This window comes from Aminobacter carboxidus, from assembly GCF_014863355.1.
In the GTDB taxonomy this organism is placed as follows: domain Bacteria; phylum Pseudomonadota; class Alphaproteobacteria; order Rhizobiales; family Rhizobiaceae; genus Aminobacter; species Aminobacter carboxidus.
In genome coordinates this window covers 31776-51808 of the sequence record NZ_JACZEP010000010.1, presented here as the reverse complement: position 1 = coordinate 51808, position 20033 = coordinate 31776, and the positions used below count along the sequence as shown (strand labels likewise).

Annotated in this window: 11 protein-coding genes and 1 tRNA gene; 8 read left to right on the top strand and 4 right to left on the bottom strand. The window is 63.0% G+C overall.

The genetic code is table 11. The features are described from left to right. Positions 1-11: 11 nt before the first annotated feature. Together IHE39_RS23955 and IHE39_RS23950 are read right to left on the bottom strand one after the other, a co-directional pair. Positions 12-1145: a GTP-binding protein gene (locus IHE39_RS23955; RefSeq protein ID WP_192568210.1), complete on the bottom strand. Its 1134-nt coding sequence runs from the start codon at positions 1143-1145 to the stop codon at positions 12-14. Continuing rightward, positions 1142-2290 carry a D-alanyl-D-alanine carboxypeptidase family protein gene (locus tag IHE39_RS23950; RefSeq protein ID WP_192568209.1) on the bottom strand — a complete coding sequence of 383 codons (1149 nt, stop codon included), beginning with the start codon at positions 2288-2290 and terminating at the stop codon, positions 1142-1144. Before IHE39_RS23950 ends, IHE39_RS23955 begins: the two co-directional genes overlap by 4 nt. A 226-nt stretch (positions 2291-2516) precedes the next feature. On the opposite strand from IHE39_RS23950, the gene IHE39_RS23945 reads away from it, so the two are divergent. The 8 genes from IHE39_RS23945 (at position 2517) to IHE39_RS23910 (ending at position 17513) form a co-directional block, all read left to right on the top strand. After that, positions 2517-3680, top strand: coding sequence for a M20 aminoacylase family protein (locus tag IHE39_RS23945; RefSeq protein ID WP_192568208.1), 1164 nt, complete (start codon positions 2517-2519; stop codon positions 3678-3680). A gap of 151 nt (positions 3681-3831) precedes the next feature. Beyond that, positions 3832-3908, top strand: a tRNA-Arg gene (locus IHE39_RS23940). 339 nt (positions 3909-4247) lie between these two features. Then, on the top strand, positions 4248-5573 hold the full coding sequence (locus tag IHE39_RS23935; RefSeq protein ID WP_192568207.1) for a DNA cytosine methyltransferase: 1326 nt from the start codon (positions 4248-4250) through the stop codon (positions 5571-5573). A gap of 213 nt (positions 5574-5786) precedes the next feature. Continuing rightward, entirely contained in the window at positions 5787-7694 is a 1908-nt protein-coding gene (locus tag IHE39_RS23930) for a hypothetical protein (RefSeq protein WP_246485611.1), read from the top strand. Beyond that, complete coding sequence (locus tag IHE39_RS23925; RefSeq protein ID WP_192568205.1) at positions 7691-9196, top strand: hypothetical protein; 1506 nt, start codon at positions 7691-7693, stop codon at positions 9194-9196. The genes IHE39_RS23930 and IHE39_RS23925 overlap by 4 nt, the downstream gene beginning before the upstream one ends. Beyond that, positions 9193-14631 carry an ATP-binding protein gene (locus IHE39_RS23920; protein WP_192568204.1) on the top strand — a complete coding sequence of 1813 codons (5439 nt, stop codon included), beginning with the start codon at positions 9193-9195 and terminating at the stop codon, positions 14629-14631. Before IHE39_RS23925 ends, IHE39_RS23920 begins: the two co-directional genes overlap by 4 nt. Positions 14632-14640: 9 nt before the next feature. After that, positions 14641-15072 (top strand): very short patch repair endonuclease, encoded by a 432-nt coding sequence (locus IHE39_RS23915; protein ID WP_192568203.1) that lies wholly within the window; start codon positions 14641-14643, stop codon positions 15070-15072. Between the two features lie 704 nt (positions 15073-15776). After that, positions 15777-17513, top strand: a complete 1737-nt coding sequence (locus IHE39_RS23910; RefSeq protein ID WP_192568202.1) for an LVIVD repeat-containing protein — start codon at positions 15777-15779, stop codon at positions 17511-17513. A gap of 74 nt (positions 17514-17587) precedes the next feature. Here the strand turns inward: IHE39_RS23910 and IHE39_RS23905 are convergent, their stop codons facing one another. Then, positions 17588-18337, bottom strand: coding sequence for a F0F1 ATP synthase subunit A (locus tag IHE39_RS23905; RefSeq protein ID WP_192568201.1), 750 nt, complete (start codon positions 18335-18337; stop codon positions 17588-17590). 298 nt (positions 18338-18635) lie between these two features. After that, on the bottom strand, positions 18636-20033 hold the full coding sequence (gene lpdA / locus IHE39_RS23900) for a dihydrolipoyl dehydrogenase (protein WP_192568200.1): 1398 nt from the start codon (positions 20031-20033) through the stop codon (positions 18636-18638).

The following is a 20033-nucleotide window of genomic DNA, read 5'->3' as shown; positions in this document are numbered from 1 at the left end:
AATCTGGGAAACTACAGCCCGGCGATCGCCAGCGGGTTGTTTTCCATCGCCTGACGGTCCGGCGTGTCGATGGCAGGCTTGTTGACGAAGGCTGCAAACAGCCGTTCGACATAGTCGCGCGGCAGGTCGATGCCGATCAGCACCAGCCTTGTGCCGCGCACGGCATCGGGCCAGGACGGCAGGCGTGCCGGCGGATGCAGAAGCTTCTGCACGCCATGGATGACCAGCGGCCGCTCCCGGTCCTCCATCAGCTCGACGATGCCCTTGATGCGCAACAGCCTGTCGCCCTGGGTCGACAGCAAAAGGTCGAGGAACATCTCGACCGTCGAAAACGGCAGCGGCCCGGCATGGGTCAGCGAAAACGAGCCGATGCGGGCATCATGGCCGTGAGCGTGCTGATGATCGTGATCATGGCCGTGGTCGTGGTCGTGGTGGTGATGATGGTGATCGTGCTCGCCGTGATGGTCATGCGCATGCGCCTCGCCGAGCCAGCGGCGCACATCGGCGGTCTTGCTTTCGGGGTCGTAGAGCCCGCATTGCAAAAGCCTGGCCACAGCGGTGTCGACCGCGCGGATTTCGGCGCCCGGATTGATGCGCAGCAGCCGCGCCTCAAGCGCATCGAGCCATTCGGCATCGTCGACGAGATCGGCCTTGGTCAACACGATGCGGTCGGCCACCGCCACCTGCTTGACCGCCTCGACATGGGCGTCGAGTGTCGCTGAACCATTGACCGCATCGACGACGGTGATGACGCCGTCGAGCCGGAAGGCATGGAGAAGGGCCGGATGGCCCATGATCGACTGCAGCACCGGCACCGGATCGGCAAGCCCGGTGGTTTCGATCACCACCCGCGAAAGCCTGGCGATGCGGCCGGTCTGCAGCCGGTCGACGAGATCGGCCAGCGTGTCCAAGAGTTCGCCGCGTACCGTGCAGCACAGGCAGCCGTCGGACAGTTCGATGACCCCGTCGGAGGCCTTTTCGACCAGCAGGTGGTCGATGGCGACGTCGCCGAACTCATTGATGATGACGGCGGTGTCGGTGAGCTCGGGATCCTTGAGCAGGCGGTTGAGCAGCGTCGTCTTGCCGGCGCCGAGAAAGCCGGTCAGCACCGATACCGGGATCGGAAACGCGGCTAGCGAATTCACGAGCGCGCCTGGACGTTGGCAGCGAGAGGTGCTGCACCGACCGGGGCCGGCCGGTCGGGACGCCAGGTCGGCAGCGGCACGCCGGTGTCGACAACAATATCGCCGCCGCCCAACGCCTTGGGTTTCGGCCCGGTGGCGCCGCCGAGGCTGACGGTGACCCAGTTACGCTGGCGCGTCATTTCGGGAATGATCGAGACCTTGTCGGGCGCAGCTCCCGCTTCGGTCGGTGCCGGACCGTCTGAAGCCGCATGCTTGGCCTTGGGCGAGCAGACCTCCTCGCGCATGCTGGTCGCCACGTCGCGGCTGTCGCCATAAGGCGCAAGCCCTGTAACACTGACCGAGGCGCCGTTGCGGACAAAACCGGTCTGCAGCATCTTTGCCGCTTCTTCGGCGCGCTTGTCGGGTGAATCGGCACCAAGCACGATGGCCGCAAGCGTCCTGCCGTCGCGGGTGGCGGTGGCGATCAGGTTGAAGCCGGATTCGCAGACGAACCCTGTCTTCATGCCGTCGGTGCCGGGGAAGCGGCCGACCAGCGGGTTGAAATTCTTGAGCTTCGCCTTGCCGGCAATGATGCCTTCGATGTCGAAATAGGCGGCATATTCAGGATATTCGAGGCGGATCGCCCTGACCAGCACCGCGAGGTCGCGCGCCGTGGTGTATTGCTCGGGGTCATGCAGGCCGTTGGCGTTGACCCAGTGGCTGCCCGACATGCCCAGGCGCTGCGCCTCGGCGTTCATCCTGGCAGCAAACGCCTCTGGGGTGCCGCCGACATTTTCGCCGATCGCCGCTGCCACGTCATTGGCCGACTTGACCATGATGATCTTGAGCGCGTTGTCGAGCGTCAGCACCGAACCCGGCTTGTAGCCCATCTTGGCCGGCGGGAAAGCCGCCGCCTTCCTGGAGATCTTGATCGGCGAATTGAGCGCCAGCTCGCCGGCCTTAACGGCGCGGAAAGTGGTGTAGGCGGTCATCAGCTTGGTCAGCGAGGCCGGATGCCAGCGCTTGAACGCCTCCTGGTGCTCGATGACGGCACCCGAATTGACGTCGAACAGCATCGCCGGATTGGCCGACACGGGCGCAGCGCTGAGCACGGTTGCGGCCGCCAGGCCAAGGAGCATGCTTTTGACGAACCTAATCTTCATCATCAAATCCGAAATCGCCTCTTGCCGATCATAGCCGGCCGTCCATAAGATTTCCGTAAACCGGGATGGCAACGCGCTGGCCGGTACGAAAGACCATGGCCACGGCGTCGCCGCCGCTGCTAAATAACCTATGTGACGCCAAGATGGCAGAGCTTGGACGATCACAATTGCGAATCCGGACCCTGGTTCCACACCCAGTGGGTCCACCACACAGGAAGTCGAGACAACCATGCCGATCCTGAACCGAGCCGCCGAACTGCAGGACGAGATCGCCGGCTGGCGCCGTCACCTGCACCAGAAGCCGGAGCTCAATTTCGACGTCTTCGAAACCGCCGCTTTCGTCAAAGCCAGGCTGGAAGAATTCGGCTGCGACGAAATCGTCACCGGCCTGGGCAAGACAGGCGTCGTCGGCATCATCAAGGGCAGCCTCGGCGCCGGCGGCGTTGTCGGCCTGCGCGCCGACATGGACGCGCTGCCGATCGAAGAGATCACCGGCAAGCCTTACGCTTCAACCGTACCTGGCAAGATGCATGCCTGCGGCCATGACGGCCACACCGCCATGCTTTTGGGCGCTGCCAAATATCTCGCCGAAACCCGCAATTTCGCCGGCTCCGTCGCGGTCATCTTCCAGCCCGCCGAAGAGGGCGGCGGCGGCGGCAACGAAATGGTCAAGGACGGCATGATGGAGCGTTTCGGCATCCAGAAGGTGTTTGGCATGCACAACATGCCGAGCCTGCCGGTCGGCCAGTTCGCCATCCGTCCGGGCGCGATCATGGCGGCGACCGCCGAGTTCACCATCACCGTCAAGGGCAAGGGCGGCCATGCCGCCATGCCGCACCGCGCCATCGACCCGATCGTCGCCGGCAGCCAGCTGGTGACCGCACTTCAGGCGATCGCCTCGCGCAGCACCGACCCGGCCGAGGCGATCGTCGTTTCGGTGACCAAGTTCAACGCCGGCACCGCCTACAACATCATCCCCGAACAGGCGATCATCGCCGGCACCGTGCGCACGCTGAAAAAGGAGATCGCCAAGCTCGCCGAAGAGCGCATGAATGCCATCTGCCGCGGCATTGCCGAAGCCACCGGCACGGCGATCCATCTCGACTATGACGCCAACTATCCCGTCACCTTCAACCATGAAAACGAGACGGTGTTTGCCGGCGATATCGCCGCATCCGTCGCCGGCGAGCCGCAGGTCCACCGGGCGATCCAGCCCCTGATGGGCGGCGAGGACTTTTCCTACATGCTCGAAGCCCGCCCCGGCGCCTTCATCTTCATCGGCAATGGCGACACCGCCAACCTCCACCACCCCGCCTACGACTTCAACGACGAAGCCATCCCCCACGGCGTCAGCTACTGGGTCCGCCTCGCCGAAACCGCCCTGGCGGCCTGACCGTCGCCGCCCAAACACATCCATGGCCGCCTGCCGGCCCTGGACGCGGCAACAGCATTTGGCTAGGCCGGCCGCCGCCAAAACGTTTCACAACCGGCCCGCCAAAAACCGTTGGCGAATCCGCTCGAAGCCGCTATGTGTGCAGCCGAGTGGTCCCGTAGCTCAGTAGGATAGAGCGGCAGATTCCTAATCTGTAGGTCACAGGTTCGATTCCTGTCGGGATCACCACTCGAAAATCAAGAGCGCAGCGAATTTTTAGCCTGGTGATTTTCCGGGACGGCTACCAAGGCAATGCCATACGGTCTGATTGACCGACTTGGAATCGAACCGCTCGTAGCGCCGCAATGTCAGCAAGACCCGGCAAAAGCCTTGGAACAATCCAAGAACAGCCTTCCTAATCTTGGGCGGGAAGTGTATTCTGTCGGCGGCACGGTTGTGCTCGAGCGCTAACTGGCTTTACCCTGCGATTCGTTTGCCTGGGAAGCCGCTGCCGATCGAGGAAGACAATACTCGCGAGGCTGTATAGCGTGTGCAAATACATGAAGGCGCGTGGGGATATTGCCGGGAATGAGCCAATTTAGTTTTGCCGATTTATTCTCCGGTTGCGGCGGCCTTTCACTGGGACTGTCGCTTGCAGGATTGTCCGGGCGCTTCGCAATCGAGCGCGATCCAATGGCATTTGGTACGTTCTCGGCGAATTTTCTTTCGGGGCTCGGTAAGGCGGGCGACTTCGACTGGCCTGCGTGGCTCGAGCAGAAGGCCTGGGACATCGAGGAACTGCTCACCCTGCACAGAAGCGAGCTCATCTCATTGCGCGGTACGATCGACGTCCTTGCAGGCGGGCCGCCTTGCCAGGGATTTAGCTTTGCGGGCCGCCGTCAGGAGGAAGATCCTCGCAACCTCCTGTTCGAGAAATATGTGGAGGTCGTTCGCGCTATCAGGCCACAGGTCCTTGTGCTGGAAAACGTACCCGGCATGAAGGTCATCCATAGCCGGCGAAATGTCGTTGACCTTGTTCCTCACGCCGAGGAACCGGCGCGGCAGTCGTTCTTCGAGCGCCTTGTCGAGAGCCTCGACGGCGCTGGCTATGTCGTCGAGGGCGAATTGGTCGACGCCTCGCACTTTGGGGTACCACAGCGACGCAACCGGCTCATTGCAATCGGCATCCGCAAGGATCTCCTGGCCTGGGTTGATGGCGGCGTCCAGCGAGCCTTCGACTTGCTCGAGGCGGCTGGTGCGGCCCAACTCGCGGAGCTTGGACTCAGGGCGCCCGTGACCGCTGAGGAGGCGATTTCAGACCTTGAGCTCGCGCGGACGAGCATCTTGCCGTGCGACGATCCGGAATCCCCGCGCCACTTCAGCGAGGGGGCCTATCTCGCACCGCGCACCCGATTTCAAGAGCTGATGCACAAGGATGCGCCACGAAAGATGAACAGCATGCGCCTTGCGCGGCATCGCGATGACGTCCGCGATCGATTTGCAAGGATCATCTCGGAATGCCGGAAGGGCGTCCGCATGGATGACGCCAGCCGCAAGACCTACGGGCTGAGGAAGCACCGTATCTACCCAATGGCTGCCGGTGACGCTGCGCCGACCATCACAACGCTGCCCGACGACATCCTGCATTACTCCGAGCCGCGCATCCTCACCGTCCGCGAATGTGCTCGCCTACAGTCATTTCCTGACTGGTTCCGTTTCACCGGCAAGTTCACCACGGGCGGTGCCCGGAGGACCAAGGAATGCCCGCGCTACACCCAGGTGGGCAATGCAGTTCCACCCTACCTCGCCCGCGCACTAGGCATTGCGTTGAGTGCGCTGCTGCAGGAAATGTCCGAGCGCAGGCTAGCGTTCGAATGCGCGAGCACGAGACTGCCACTCGCGGCAACAGCGTAGCCAGGGGGTGGCATGACGGACGGGGAAGCAAGGGGGGAGTTCCCTGCAAAGCTAGTAAACTGGGCTGGCCATCGGGCAGGTGGTGTCCGGCGCCTGTTTGACGACGACAGTGGCCGGCCTGGCGACATCATATTCGAGACAAACCTCCTGCATCGCCTCGAGGCGTGGGCAGGCGCCTTCGGTAGGAAGGAGCCCGGTGTACCGCGAGTCCTGTTGCTCGTCGGTGGCCCAGGCAACGGAAAGACCGAGGCCATAGAGTCGACGATCCGCTGGCTCGATGCGTCGCTTGGCGCCGGGTCGAGACTGGTCGACGCCTTGCGGCTCGCCTTCTCCCCGCCGGATGGTATCGTTCCAAGAGTGGTCGACTTCAAGCTCGGCAACCTGCCTGGCCTCGATGGTCGCGGAAACCTGATCGTCGTACAAGATGCATCGGTCGTGACAGGCCGGGAAACACGCACGGCAGCGCAAATGCTCCTCGCGGAATTGAAGGCGACGATGTCGGACGATACGGGCGGCGTATATTTGTGTTGCGTCAACCGTGGTGTCCTCGACGATGCCTTGATCGAGGCGATCGACGCGGGAGCCGATTCTGTGCGTGACCTGCTGGAGGCCGTGTCGAGAGCGGTGGGCTTGTTCCCGGACGCCCCGCCATGCTGGCCCTTGCCGTCGTACCCCACCGTGGCGGTCTGGCCGATGGACGCCGAGTCTCTGCTCGTCAACCCTGTTGCGGGTGGCCCGGCACCCGCCAGTGCCTTGCTGCAGGTCGCGCTGGACGAGCGGAAATGGGCGCCCCTTGGCAGTTGCGAAGCTGGCCCGTCTTGCCCTTTTTGCTCGAGCCGGGAGCAGCTGTCTCGCGACCGCGAGCTTTCCGCGCTACTGAAGATGTTGCGGTGGTACGAGGTCGCGAGTGGCAAGCGATGGAGCTTCCGCGATCTCTTCTCGTTAGCATCATACCTCCTGGCAGGGCATCAGGCATCATCCCGGAATAGCGGGCTCGCGCCATGTAGCTGGGCCGCACGGCTCGTGCAGCTGGACGACCTTTCCCGGCGAAAGGGCAAGCCATCGAAGGATACCTCGTCCGCCTTGTTCCATCTGGTCGCAGCCCAGTACCAGCACGCGCTATTTCATCGATGGGACCGTGAGGCTGGTCCATCACTGCTGCGGGATATCAAGGAGCTGGGCCTCGAGGATGACAACACGGCGATGGGCCTGCACTGGTTCTTAATGTCACGGCGCGTGCAATATCTTCCGGCAACGATCGGCGTGTCGCTGGAGGGCATGGTTGACATCATGGATCCTGCTCTGACGGATCCCGACACTGAGGTCCAGGCAACCCAGCGAACGACATGGTGGCTGCGCGATATCGATGTGCGGTTCAGCCGGTCAGTCAGCGAAGGGCTGGAATATGTGAGGAAGTCCCAGGTAATGTCGAAGGTCGAGCTGGAGCTGCTGGACCGAATTGCCGCTCTGGACGCCGTCCTGTCCAACAGCGCGATCCGCAGGAAGCGCCCGCAGGCGGCGAGCCGGGTGCAACGGATCTGTCGTGACTTTGCATGCCGCATGGTCAGGCGCACCCTAGGAGCTCGGACTTCGTCAGTCCTCGACGCAGGTATCCTCGCCGACTTCCAGGCGGTCATCGAGGACGTTGGTGGGAACGACCTCTACGACGTTGCCCGGGAGGTGGAGCGGCTACTCAACACCAACCAGGATTTTGAGATTTCCCTCACGACGACGTTCGGCCAACCACTTCCCTCGCCGATGCAGCGCGCAGTGCTCGTTGTGCCCGCGCGACCAGTGAAGCCGCTGGACGAGGACCCTGTGGACCGACCACGCAATCCGATCTCTTTCCTCAAGGTCGGTGCCGGCAGGTCATCACGGCCGATCGCCCTGACTTACGACCTGTTCAAGGCGGTCAAGGAGCTTGAGCGCGGCATGTCGATCGCGTCGCTGCCGAGGACCGTGCTCGCCTTGCTCGACACGACGCGGGCGCGACTGTCTGGTTCGATCGTCCGAGACCGCGAGATTCTCGACCGGGCGCGCATCCGCATCGGATCCGGTGGCGTCGTGATCGAGGAACGGCGACTTGGCTTCGCCTCCCACCGAGAGGGGGCAAGCCGATGACGCTTGCCAAGTTTCGCGAAGAGCCGTGGAAGACGTCGCATCGCGTCTATTCCTCCTCGGCGCTGGCGATGACGCCAGCACCCGAATACGCTAGCTCGGAAGTCATCCTCTCGTCCCTGTACCGCGTCGTCGGCTTTCCCGGATTGTCCGAGGGTGCAGTGCCGCAAGCTGGCCGGGACGTTGACAAAGACATCCAGAAGTTCCGGAACAATCGCAAGGAGCGCAAGGGCGCGGCGCTCGATGCAGATTCCTTCCATATGATGCTGCACTCGGCGCTCGAGAGCCCTAAGTTGCCGAACCAGTCGTCGAAGCGGTTCCTGCAGGTGACGCCCCTGGTCCCCCAGGCAACGGCATTCTCGGGTTCTGCCCGCCTTGCGGGCAATCCCTGGTCTGCAGGTACGCTTGTGCGCCGGATGGTATGGCTCGGCGCCGCGAGCCCCGAAGACGCCCAGGCAATCTGGAGCGAGCTGTTCGCGGCACTGTCGGTCGATGCGGACGATGATGTGTTTGCGCGGTTCCTCCAGCAGGAGATAGCCGTCTGGACGTCAGGCTCGACATGGCGCGCGGCAGAGCCAGAAGAAAACGCGTCACTGGTCGACGCCGATCGCGACGGCCTGTCCTATCCGGCACGGCAATTTGCCAAGGACCTCGTTGCCGTGCTGCGAGCGAAAGGCGCAATGACGCGCCGGCAATGGACCAGCCTCCTCGAGGCGGTCCTCCGCATCGGCGCCGTGTCCCATGTCGTGTGGTTGTGCGAGCTACATGATCGCACTTGGTCGTGCCTTCGTGCATCGGCCGCCGGCAATGGGCCGCGCACGGTTGAAGAGGCACGCGTAGCCATGTTCCCGGGCGCATTTTCCTATCTCTCCTACGGCGACCGTGCCCTGCCGACCATCAAGGACTGGGCATCGTCGTTCCTTCAGGCTCGTGTTGGGATGAACGCGACCCTCTGGGGTATCCAGGAGGTCAGCGGCGATGTCGCAGGCGGCCTAGGATCGGCTGAGCAGTTGCTGGCTCTTTGCGATGCTGCCCGGAGCGCCGCAGGGGGGCTAGCCGCCCTTGGTATAGTCGACATCGTCGCGGAAATCCAAGAGCGGGAGAATCGGGCAATCCTTTGCCGGAAAGGCATCGGCTCGAACATCATGGAGTTCGCACGGCACGTCCTCGGACAGCGCCAAGCCGCTAGCGAGATCCTGCGGGGTTACGATCAGGGCTATGTCCTTCGGAAGAAGAACTCCAGCAAGTCGAGCCCCTGGATCGTCGGGCTTGGGCCGGTCGCCGTCCTGACGCTTGTACATTGCTCGCTCGCAGGAACGGCAGGACCGCGCTCGGTCCGGCGGCTTGCACAGCACCTTGCTGAATATGGCATTTCCATTGACCACCGCGACATCGCGTTCAACGACCTGGGCCACCAGCTTCGCATGCTGGGCCTTGTGCTCGACAGCCCCGACGCCGAGAGCGGGATGCTGCTCGTGCCCCCGTTCGTGGAGCAAAACGCATGAACCGCCTTGCCATGGCGTTGGCGGATATCATCCGCGGCAGGATAAACCGCGCAGCGGTCGAGGCGGGCGCCGAGGTCCGGTTTATCTTCCACGGACCGCCGCTCGAGATCTTGAGCCCGGCGTTCGACTTGCTTGTGGACGGGACGCTCGACGGCCGCCTACCTGTCCCGATCCTCCTGCAGGTCCCGTCACTTGCGCCGGACCAGGCGAATCCCGCGGTTGGGTCTGCAGGCCGCTGTGATGAGACGCACCTCCTCAACCTGCGGAATTCGCCGTCCAAGCCTACCTATATCGCGCTCGTTCCGCCCGGGCAGCATAGCAACAAGTCGGTTTCGAGCACGACCGACGAGTTCGGGATGCTCGCCTCGAACAACTCTGGCAACGTTCCCTTCGAGGACTGGTGGTCGGACGAGTTCCTCCAGGAGCTGGTTGGCATAGGCATCGCGCAAGCGGGCGTGCCAGAGGTGGATCGCGAAGGCGCCCGCGCGGTAGTCGAGCATGCCTCAGGGGCTGGCGACGAAGTCGACATCGACCGCACCCAGCGGGCCGCTGCCTGGCGTGTCGTATCGCGTCTTTTCTCGGCCAATCCCATTGGCGATGGCCTATCACCGGCTTCGCGCGTCAGCCTTGCTGTCGGCGTGCCACCGATGCGGGACGGCAGTCTTTCGTCCAAGGAGCAGTTAGCAACCCTCGACAAGATCGCGGATGCCCTTGGCGACGGCTTCAATGCGGGAATAGCGCGCGCGCAAGAAGGCGCAAGCGACGAAGACGCGGCAAACCTCGGTGAGTTCCTTGCGCATCTCAAGGCAATATGCGACCGCCCGACGGCGTTCGAGCGCGCCGCCGCTGCATATTATGCACCAGTTGGAGGCCTTGAGGTTGGCCCGGCACCGGACTGGTGGACCGCGCTGACTGTGGAGAAATGGTCCGAGCTGCTAGCCGAGGACGCCACGGCAACCGGTGACATCAACATGATTTGCTCGAATGGGATCATCCCGCTCGGCAAGGGTATGCCGGTGCTGGTCGAGTCCGAGGTTGCCCTTGAGTTCGAGACCGTAGGTCCCGATGCGTCAGACGCGGTCGTCACGATCGAGCGAACGCCAGGGGGGACGGCCGGCAAGCAAATCGGCCAAGTTCGCGCTGACAGCGGCAAGGCATTCCTCGACGCCGCCCCGCCGGTCCACCGAACCCCAATGCGCTATGTCGCGTCAGCGGAGCATTTCAAGCCTGGCGCGATCAAGGTCGTTTCCCTGGCAACCTGGGCTCCCGGGATCTTCGTGACATGCCGCCTTGCCCGCAAACTCACGCCCCCGAAGCGACGCAAGGGACGCGCCGGGCCCGAGTTCGAGGCGGGCTTGCTGCTCCCAGGCGCAGGGCGATACGAATTGCTCGTGTTCGCCTCGCCAGGTGTAGAGCTCGAGGATTCAGCCGCCGGCAACCCCGATGATGCTGCCGAACGCGGTGACGCGGCAACGGTGCTCGCGGTCCGCACGGTCAAGCCACGGCAGTTTCAGGTCGAAGTAGAGCTAGACGGTAATTATCAGGTCGATCTTCGATTCGACCGGGAGTTGGCCGACGGGAGGGTCTCGCGAGAAACCTGTCGCGTGTCCCTCTCGATCGAGGAGATCCAGCAACAGGGTTGTCGGAGCGAGTTCGAGCGACTAATCCGTGCCAACCGGCGCACGATCCAGCCTACCGAGGCGCGTGCAATCGTGCAGCTCAATCGTAATGCGCGTTGCTCGAGCCTCCAGGACTGGATGCTTTCGGCCGAGCTTGCCGACAGGTCGTATATGCCGATCATCATGGCCGACGACTATGTTGAGTCCTGGGTCCAGCCCAGCTGGACCGAGCCAGCAGGGCCAATCTTCTCGGGCGGCCGCTTCCTCAAGGATCCCCGGCCGGCGCCATCGGATTTCCACCCCCCCGCAGGGTTTGTCGAGGCACGGGTGGCGATCGCCGCACGGATCCGAGGTGGGGATGACGAAACAGGGCTTGTTGAATCTGCCCAGCTCGGCAAATGGCTGAATACGGACACCGAGTTCAGCAGGCTTGTCGAGCAATACCTGGGCGCCTATCAGTCCTGGCTGGCGGCCGAGCCCGATGTCGCGTGCTGGGTGGACGTCGTGGCGATCACGTCGCTCCAACAAGACGGTCGCACCTTGTCGCGCGTCCCGGATGCCATCTTGCTGTCGCCGCTCCATCCCGTGAGGATTGCTTGGCAAGCCATCGCACAACAGGTGCTGGTCGAAGCCGACGAGGCGGAGAAGCCTTGCCCGGCTGCAAGCGTGCTGGACCCAGACTGCGTCCCCGACATCCTCTCGATGGCCTTGCGTTCGCCCAGCGGGATCGACCATGTCGACTTCGTAGCGGTCGAGAACGGCACCGACTATTGGTCGGTCCTCTGGAATGGCCAGCAACTACGCGGCCTTCCCAAGCGGTCTCAGATGGCGCCGTTCGGCGACGGGTTTGGGATCTCGGTGGGCGGCATCTCGGTTGGCTTCAGTGCTGCCCAGGTAGGTCGCGCGCTTGATGACGTGTCGGATCTCCTGGCTGCCAAGCCAGTGATAGGAGTCGCGGTGACTAGCGCCGGTGGCACCACGGATGCCTGCAACGAAGGCCTTATCGGATGGTGTGGCGCCCGATACCAGCAGGACGAGCGACGTCCGGTGCGACAATCCGTCGGTCCTCGCCTGGTCAACATCTTCGATGATCGCGACTTGGCTTCCCGGCCAGACGACGCCCGCATCGCCAACCTCTCGGAAGACACTGGGAACAAGGTCCGATGGTTCGATGGCCAGCCGCCCGACATCGTGCCCGACCTCGGGATCATCGCCCAGCTCGATATGTCCGAGCCCGGCACCACAAAGGTCCAGAACCGCACTCCGCTCGGCCACGCGGCGCTGATCCGCCATCGTATCCGACGCCAGTTGCGCGGTGCCTTCATCAGTGAATCCCGCCAGGGGCAGCAACCTGGCATGTCCGGCGATCCGCTCGCTGACAAGCTCGCTGCTTGCGTAGCTGCGATGGAAAACCTGGGCCAAGAACGGACTGGGCTGAGTTTTGCGCCCAACGTGAACGCCATCCACGACATGCTGGAGACCCGCAAGACAGACTTCGTCGCAGTGTCTTCCTCGGCCATTGACCCGGCATGCTTCCTTGGCGGATGGCTTGAGGGAAGCTATCTCTGGGACTACGACCTGCCTTCCTATTCACACCGGGCGGGTGACACGAACGGATACTATCTGCTGTCGCGAGTGAAAGATGCCGACCGCGAGGCGCTCGCGAAGGCCTTGTCCCGGCTGCCCGGATGTGGGGATATGCCGCCTGGCAAGGTTCAGGACGTGCTCCTTGAGGTCGCGCGCCGTGGCATTCCGACCATCCGGGGGCTGGCAGGCGACGATTCAGGGGCGACCGGCGACCTAGGGCTCTTTCTCGCCGTCCGCCTGTTGCAGGACCGCTTCCGCGCAACGAGCGAGGTCGAAAGCCTTCTGCCCGTCATTGGCGGCACCGGCGACGATGCGCAAATCGCGATCATCGTGCCGGTCGATCCGTTTCGCGGCTACATCTCGGACATCGCACGGACATTGCGTAAGGGGAGGGAGACGAGTCTTGCGCGCCCGGACTTGCTTGTCATCGGCGTTCGCCTTTCCGGCGACAAGGTTCGCATCCACCTGACCCCGGTCGAGGTAAAGTGCCGCCCTGGATCCAGCTTCCCTGCGGCCGAGGTCGCCGATGCACTCGACCAGGCCAAGACCATGTCGCGGCTATTGTCATCGATGCTGCCGCATGAGGGGCAGCCGCGTGCGTGGTCCCTGGCGTTCCAGCACCTGCTCCTCTCGGTCGTTGGCTTTGGTATGCGCGTCTACAGCCAGCATCCCGATGTCGTGGATCAGGAGCTGTGGTCGATGTTCCACGAACGGATTGCCGCAGCCATTCTTGCAGAGGATTGCCCTGTCACGGTCGACCAGCGCGGTAGGCTCGTGGTCATCGATGACAACCCGCGTAGCAGCGCGCGAGACCGGGATGGCGACGGGTTCGACGAGACGATTACGATCGGCCTGGAGGACGGCGGCTGCATGGTCGCCGGCGCCCCGGCTGCCTTCTATGATAGTGTAAGGGCGAAGGTCGGCGAATGGGGCCTCTTGCCTTCGGTTGACAATCCCATTCCCCCGACCGCCAAGCTCGAGCAGACAGCCGCGCGCGATGCCCCGCAGGCGTCGTCACCAGCGGCCAAGCAGGTTCCGCCTAGCACCGGCGACGATGCTGTCACTGAAAACGTGGAGCCTACGCCAGCTGGGGATGCGAGGGGCATCGCGGTGGAGGTCGGCCGGACGGTCGACGGGTTCCAGCCGCGCGATATCGATCTGAATATCACAGACACCCGGCTGAACCATCTCAACATGGGGGTGGTCGGCGATCTCGGGACCGGGAAGACGCAACTCCTGAAGTCGCTAATCTTGCAGATATCGGCGGCGACGGAGGCAAACCGCGGCATCCGGCCGCGCTTCCTGATCTTCGACTACAAGCGAGACTATAGCAGTCCAGAGTTCGTGGCTGCCACCGGTGCGCGTGTAGTCCGGCCGGAACGCCTGCCAATTAATCTCTTCGACACGAGCATGATGGAAGAGACGACTGCGCCTTGGCTGCATCGCTATCGTTTCTTTGCGGACGTGCTCGACAAGATCTACTCGGGCATCGGCCCGGTCCAGCGCGACAAGCTCAAGAAGGCGGTTCGGGCCGCTTATGACTCGGCGCTGCCCGGACAGCAGCCAACACTGTACGACGTTCACGCCATCTACGGGGAGATGCTGGACGGCAAGTCGGACTCGATCATGGCGATCATCGACGACCTTGTAGACATGGAGGTATTCGCGCCAAATACGCGTGAGACGATCCCGTTCAACGACTTTCTCAACGGCGTAGTGGTGATATCGCTTGATGCGCTCGGCCAGGACGACCGCAGCAAGAACATGCTCGTCGCAGTTATGCTCAACTTGTTTTATGAAAACATGCTCCGAACGCCGAAGCGCCCCTTCCTCGGCACCGATCCGCAGCTACGTGCCATCGATTCCTACATGCTCGTCGACGAGGCAGACAATATAATGTGCTACGAGTTCGACGTGTTGCGGAAGCTCCTTCTTCAGGGTCGCGAGTTCGGCACCGGCATCATCCTCGCCTCGCAATACCTGCGGCACTTCAAGGTGAATGCGACCGATTATCGTGAGCCGCTGCTGACGTGGTTTATCCACAAGGTGCCGAACGTCACGCCAGGCGAGCTTTCCGCCCTCGGGTTGACAGGTTCGCTGGCGGACCTCGCCGAGCGGGTGAAATCCCTCCAGAATCACCAGTGCCTCTACAAGTCCTTCGACGTGCCAGGCGAGATCATACGAGGGCTGCCGTTCTTCGAGCTCGTCCAGCGACACGACAAGGGCTGAGGGGTGTGGATGGCCGACTTCCTCACACCTGCCGATCGATCGACCCGGATGTCGCGCATCAAATCGCGAGACACCTCGCCGGAAATCTCGTTGCGCAAGGCGCTGCATGCCTCTGGCCTTCGCTTCCGGCTCGATAATTGCAAGCTGCCCGGCAAACCAGACTTGGTGCTGCCTCGATACAAGGCCGCCGTCTTCGTCCATGGGTGTTTCTGGCACCGCCACGAGGCCTGCAAGGTCGCGACGACGCCCAAGTCGAATACGGAATTTTGGGTCCAGAAGTTCGAGCGGAACGTAGCCCGGGATAATCGAGTCATCGACGAGCTGCGAGCGCTCGGGTGGCGCGTGTTCGTGGCATGGGAATGCGAGCTCGATTCCGGCCGCAAGGCATCGGCCAAGGCGCTGGAGCTTGCCAGCACCATCCGTGCCTGCAGCCCAGGCTAGGGAATGGCACGGCCACTGGCCACTAGGTCTGTACTTCCTTTCGTGGATCCCACGCCTCGCGCGGCGTTGACATTCATCGACCTTTTTGCGCGCTGGCTGGGAATGTCTTGTGCGATCGAGCAGGATCCGCTTGCCTTCGCGACCAGCTTTTGCAAGGCCGCTTTCGTTGCATGCGACAGGCAAGCAGCGAAACGCTGACCACTTGCTGTAGAAATGAGGACTACGGTTGAGACGAAGAGCCAGGCTGGTAGACGACACAGTCGCTGGCGCATCCCGCGCTTACACGATCATCACGTAAGCCAACCGGACCGGCAGGTTTTGTGGCTTTGAGCAGGACTGTTCGACGACCAACTTGGGGCGCACAGCAGCCGCCAATCAGGCCTGACAAGACTGGAACTGGCCAGAAAGCCGACTGCTTCGTCGCCGAAGTGAACAGATCCGTAGGCGCGCCGACGCTGATCAGCCGTGACAGGTTCGAATCCTGTCGGGATCACAACTTTATTTGCCCCCGACGGATGCGGCGTGGCCCTAGCAGCCTCTTTCTGCATGCAATTTACCCTCCGTGCATGCAATCCCGCCTCCACCTATGCCAACCCCTCATACCCACCTGCCAAAAATTCACTTTTCTGACTGACCGAACTTTCCTCAACTGGCCAGGCTGGCCCGATGCGAGGGACCGGCGGCCAACCGTCGGGAGGGACGTCATGACACCTAGGATTATCGCGATCGGCTGTTCGGTGCTGGCGTTGACGGCCGGCGTGGCTGAGGCCGCCGACTGGGGCAGCAAGGTGCCGAGCGAGATCAACATCACCGACCCCGCCCTCAAGCAGTGGAACGCCTTGACCTATGACAAGGCGCCGCCGGCGCTGGAGCCGGGCAAGGATTATGGCATGGCGGAGGACGGCACGTTTCGCGCGCCGCGCGCCACGCCTTTGGGCGAAAGCCCAGCCTTTCCCGGCCAGCTCGAGACCTGGGACGACAACAGCTATAGCCACAATGTCGAGGAGATCGCGTTTTACCCTGGAGTAAGCTCGCCCTGGCATGCCTGGCCCGATGTCGCCGATTTCGACGGCAAGCGCTACATGTATGTGCACGACCGCGACTATATGCGCGTGCTCGACATCACCGACCCGGCCAAGGCGAAGGTCGTCTATTCCAAGGGCGGTGTGTGGGGGCCGGAGGGCTCGAGCGAGGACTGGGACGCCAAGACAGTCCAGGACTATTTCGGCGGCATCACCATCGCCTGGAGCGCGAAGCTTCAAAAGAATGTCGTCGTCGCCTCCTACGAGATCGGCCGCTTCGGCATTCTCGACAACAAGCGCACCCAGCCCGACATCGTCGCGAGCCTGCGCAACTACAATTCGCTCAAGGGCTTCAAGGTCTATGAGATGAACGGGCCGACGCCCGACGACTGGAAGCTGATCGCCACCCGCACCACCGACACCAAAAATCCCGATGCGCCGATCGGTCAGCAGCAGGGCTCGGGTTCGCTCGACGCGCCGGCCTGGTTCGGCGGCAAATACATGTATCTGTCGGCGGCTCCAGACGATTCCTACGCGCTGACCGAATATCCTGATTATCTGCACTCGCCCGGCTATCAGGTCTGGGACATGTCGGATCCGGCCAATCCGGTCTTTGTCAGCCAGGTCACGGTGCCCGGCCAGGTGGTCGGCGACAAGGCAAGCGAGGACGCGTATCTCAAGAACCCGCGCGCCGGCAATCGCACGTCGTGGATGGGTTCGCGCATGCCGCCGTTCCTGCCGACCCCTGTTGAAAAGGGCGGCAAGGTGGCCTTCGGCGCGATGGGCGGGCTCGGCCTCTACACCTTCGATCTTTCCAATCCCGACAGGCCGGAGATCAAGGGCCATGTGAGCACAGCGCCGAGCTTTGCCGGCACCGAGTTCGACAATGTCGACACCTCGCAATATGCCCGCACCGGCTATGTCTTTGCCAATGGCTATCCGATGAACTCGAACTGCTACGAGCCCTACAAGGACGTGCTGGTGATCGACGCCAAGGATGTGGCGGCCCCCAAGGTGGTGGCGACCTTGCCGCGCCCGACGCCGCCGAAGGAAGCGAAGTTCAGCGATTTCTGCCAGCGCAAGGGCAGCTTCGGGCCCAAGCGCTCCGGCACCACCCACCAGCCCGGCCATGGCCGCGACGGCATCGTGCCTTACGCCTTCTACAATGCCGGGCTGCAGATCTTCGACGTCAAGGACCCGGCACAGCCGAAGATTACTGGCTATTTCGTGCCGCGTTTCCCCACGACATCTGAAATGCCCGACTACACTTTCGACAATGCCAGCTTTGCCGTGTTCACCGAATATGACCGCAACATTATCTGGCTGTTTTCGGTCGGCGGCGTGCACGCGCTGAAGACGCCGCTGCTCGGCGAGCCCAAGATGGGCAAAAGCGACGAGGCCTGGCCGCCGCGCGACTGAGCCGATCGATCCGCTTTGGACTCAAACCCCGGCTTTATGCCGGGGTTTTTGTTTTGTCGTGCAAGCGCGCCCGGTCAGTGCCCGGGGTGGAGCGCGTCGTTGAGATACATGCAGGTCAGCATGGTGAAGATGTAGGCCTGGATCACCGCCATCAAAAGTTCGAGCGCGGTCAGCGCGACCGTCATGGCAAGCGGCAGCACGGCGGCGAAGATGCCGAGCGTGCCCATGCTGCCGAGGCTTGCGACGAAACCGGCAAAGACCTTGAGCGTGATGTGGCCGGCCAGCATGACGGCAAACAGGCGCACCGAATGGCTGATCGGCCGCGAGATGTAGGAGACGATCTCGATCGGCACGATGATCGGCGCCAGTGCCAGCGGCACGCCGGATGGCAGAAACAACCTGAAAAAACCGAGGCCGTTTTTCCAGATGCCGTAGAGCGTGACGGTGCCGAACACGATCATGGCGAAAGAGAAGGTGACGATGATGTGGCTGGTGACAGTGAAGGCATAAGGAAACATGCCGGCGAGGTTGGCGATCAGGATGAAGACGAACAGCGAAAACACCAGCGGGAAAAATGTCATGCCGCCCTCGCCGGCATTTTCGCGCAAGGTCTTCGACACGAACTCATAGATCAGCTCGGTGATCGACTGCAGCCGGGTTGGCACGAGCGCACGCGCGCTTGTCGACAAAAGCAGGAACAGCCCACCGAACACGGCGACGCCGACCATGTAAGCGGCGGAGTTGGTGAAGGCGATCTCCTGGCCGGCAAACTCGAACAGGGTGACGATCGGCTTGATTTCAAATTGTTCTATCGGTCCGGCCATGGCGCCTCTCCGGTCTGGGTGATGCGAATGCGAAAGCGCGCGCCCCGGAACCGAATCCGGAAGCCTGACAGGGTCGAGCGCACAGCGCAGTCCGCCGCGCGGCGGCTGCATGTTCTCGCGGTTTCAAGGGGTGAACAGGTTCGGGTGACAAGTCTGCGGCGCCATCTCTTGGATGGGGCCGTCCCCGAACGTACTAGACACTGGTCGTCCAGTGCGTGGGCTTGTTAGCCCAGCTCAGCTGATTGGGCAAGACAGTAAGGGACGCGGCGCAAGGCCGCGTCCAAATCGGGATAGGGCATCAGATGTGCAGCGCGTGGCCGAGCGTGCGCAGTGCTGCCTCGAGGAAAGCCTCGCTTTGGGTCGGATGGGCATGGATGGTGCCGGCGATGTCCTCCAGCCGCGCCCCCATCTCGATCGCCAGGCTGAAGGCCGAGGAAAGCTCGGAGACACCGGTGCCGACGGCCTGGATGCCGAGCACCAGATGGTTGTCCGCGCGGGCAACGATGCGCACAAAGCCGTCTTCGCCGAGCAAGGTCATCGCCCGGCCATTGGCCGAGAACGGGAATGACGACGACTTGATCTCGATGCCGAGCGCCTTGGCTTCGTCGGGCGAAAGACCCGCGGTGACGACCTCCGGATCGGTGAAGCAGACGGCGGGGATCGAACGTTTGTCCCAGCTGCGCTTGTGGCCGGCAACGATCTCGGCGACCATTTCGCCCTGGGCCATGGCGCGGTGCGCCAGCATCGGCTCGCCGGTAACGTCGCCGATGGCGTAGATGCCGCGCATCGAGGTGCGGCACTGCTCGTCGATGCGGATGAAACGGCCGTCGCGGTCGAGGTCGATCTCTTCGAGGCCCCAGCCTTCGACCAGCGGCTTGCGCCCGACAGTCACCAGCACCTTGTCGGCCGCAATCTTCTGCTCGCTGCCGTCGGCGGCCTCGACCAGAAGGGCATCGCCCTTGGCGGAAAGCCCCTTGGCCTTGGCGCCTGTCAGCACCTTGACGCCGAGCGCTTCAAGCCTTTTGGCGACGGGCCGGGTCAGCTCGGCATCATATTGCGGCAGGATGCGCGGCAAGGCTTCGATCACCGTCACCTTGGCGCCGAGCTTGGCAAAGGCGGTGCCGAGCTCAAGGCCGATATAACCGCCGCCGACGACGGCCAGCGCCTGCGGCACCTGCTTCAGCGCCAGCGCCCCGGTCGACGAGATCACCGATCCGCCAAAGGGCAGGAACGGCAGTTCGACAGGCACAGAGCCGGTGGCAATGACGATGGTTTCGGCGCGGATCACCTGCAGGCCGGTCTCGGTGTCGACCTCGACGGTCTTGCCGTCGCGGAAGCGTGCCCAGCCCTGCACCGACTTGACCCTTGCCTTCTTGAGCAGGCCGGCGACGCCTGTGGTCAGGCGGCCAACGATGCGGTCTTTCCAGGCGACGGTCCTGGCGAGATCGAGTGCCGGTGCCGACAAGGAGATGCCGAGCGGGCTTGTGCCCGACGCCATTTCCGAAACCTTGAGATATTCGTCGGCGGCATGGATCATCGCCTTGGAGGGGATGCAGCCGACATTGAGGCAGGTGCCGCCGGGCTTGACCGCTTCGACGATGACGGTGTCGATGCCGAGCTGGCCGGCGCGGATGGCGCAGATATAGCCGCCGGGACCGGCACCGATGATCAGAAGCTTGCAGGAGATTTCCTTCAC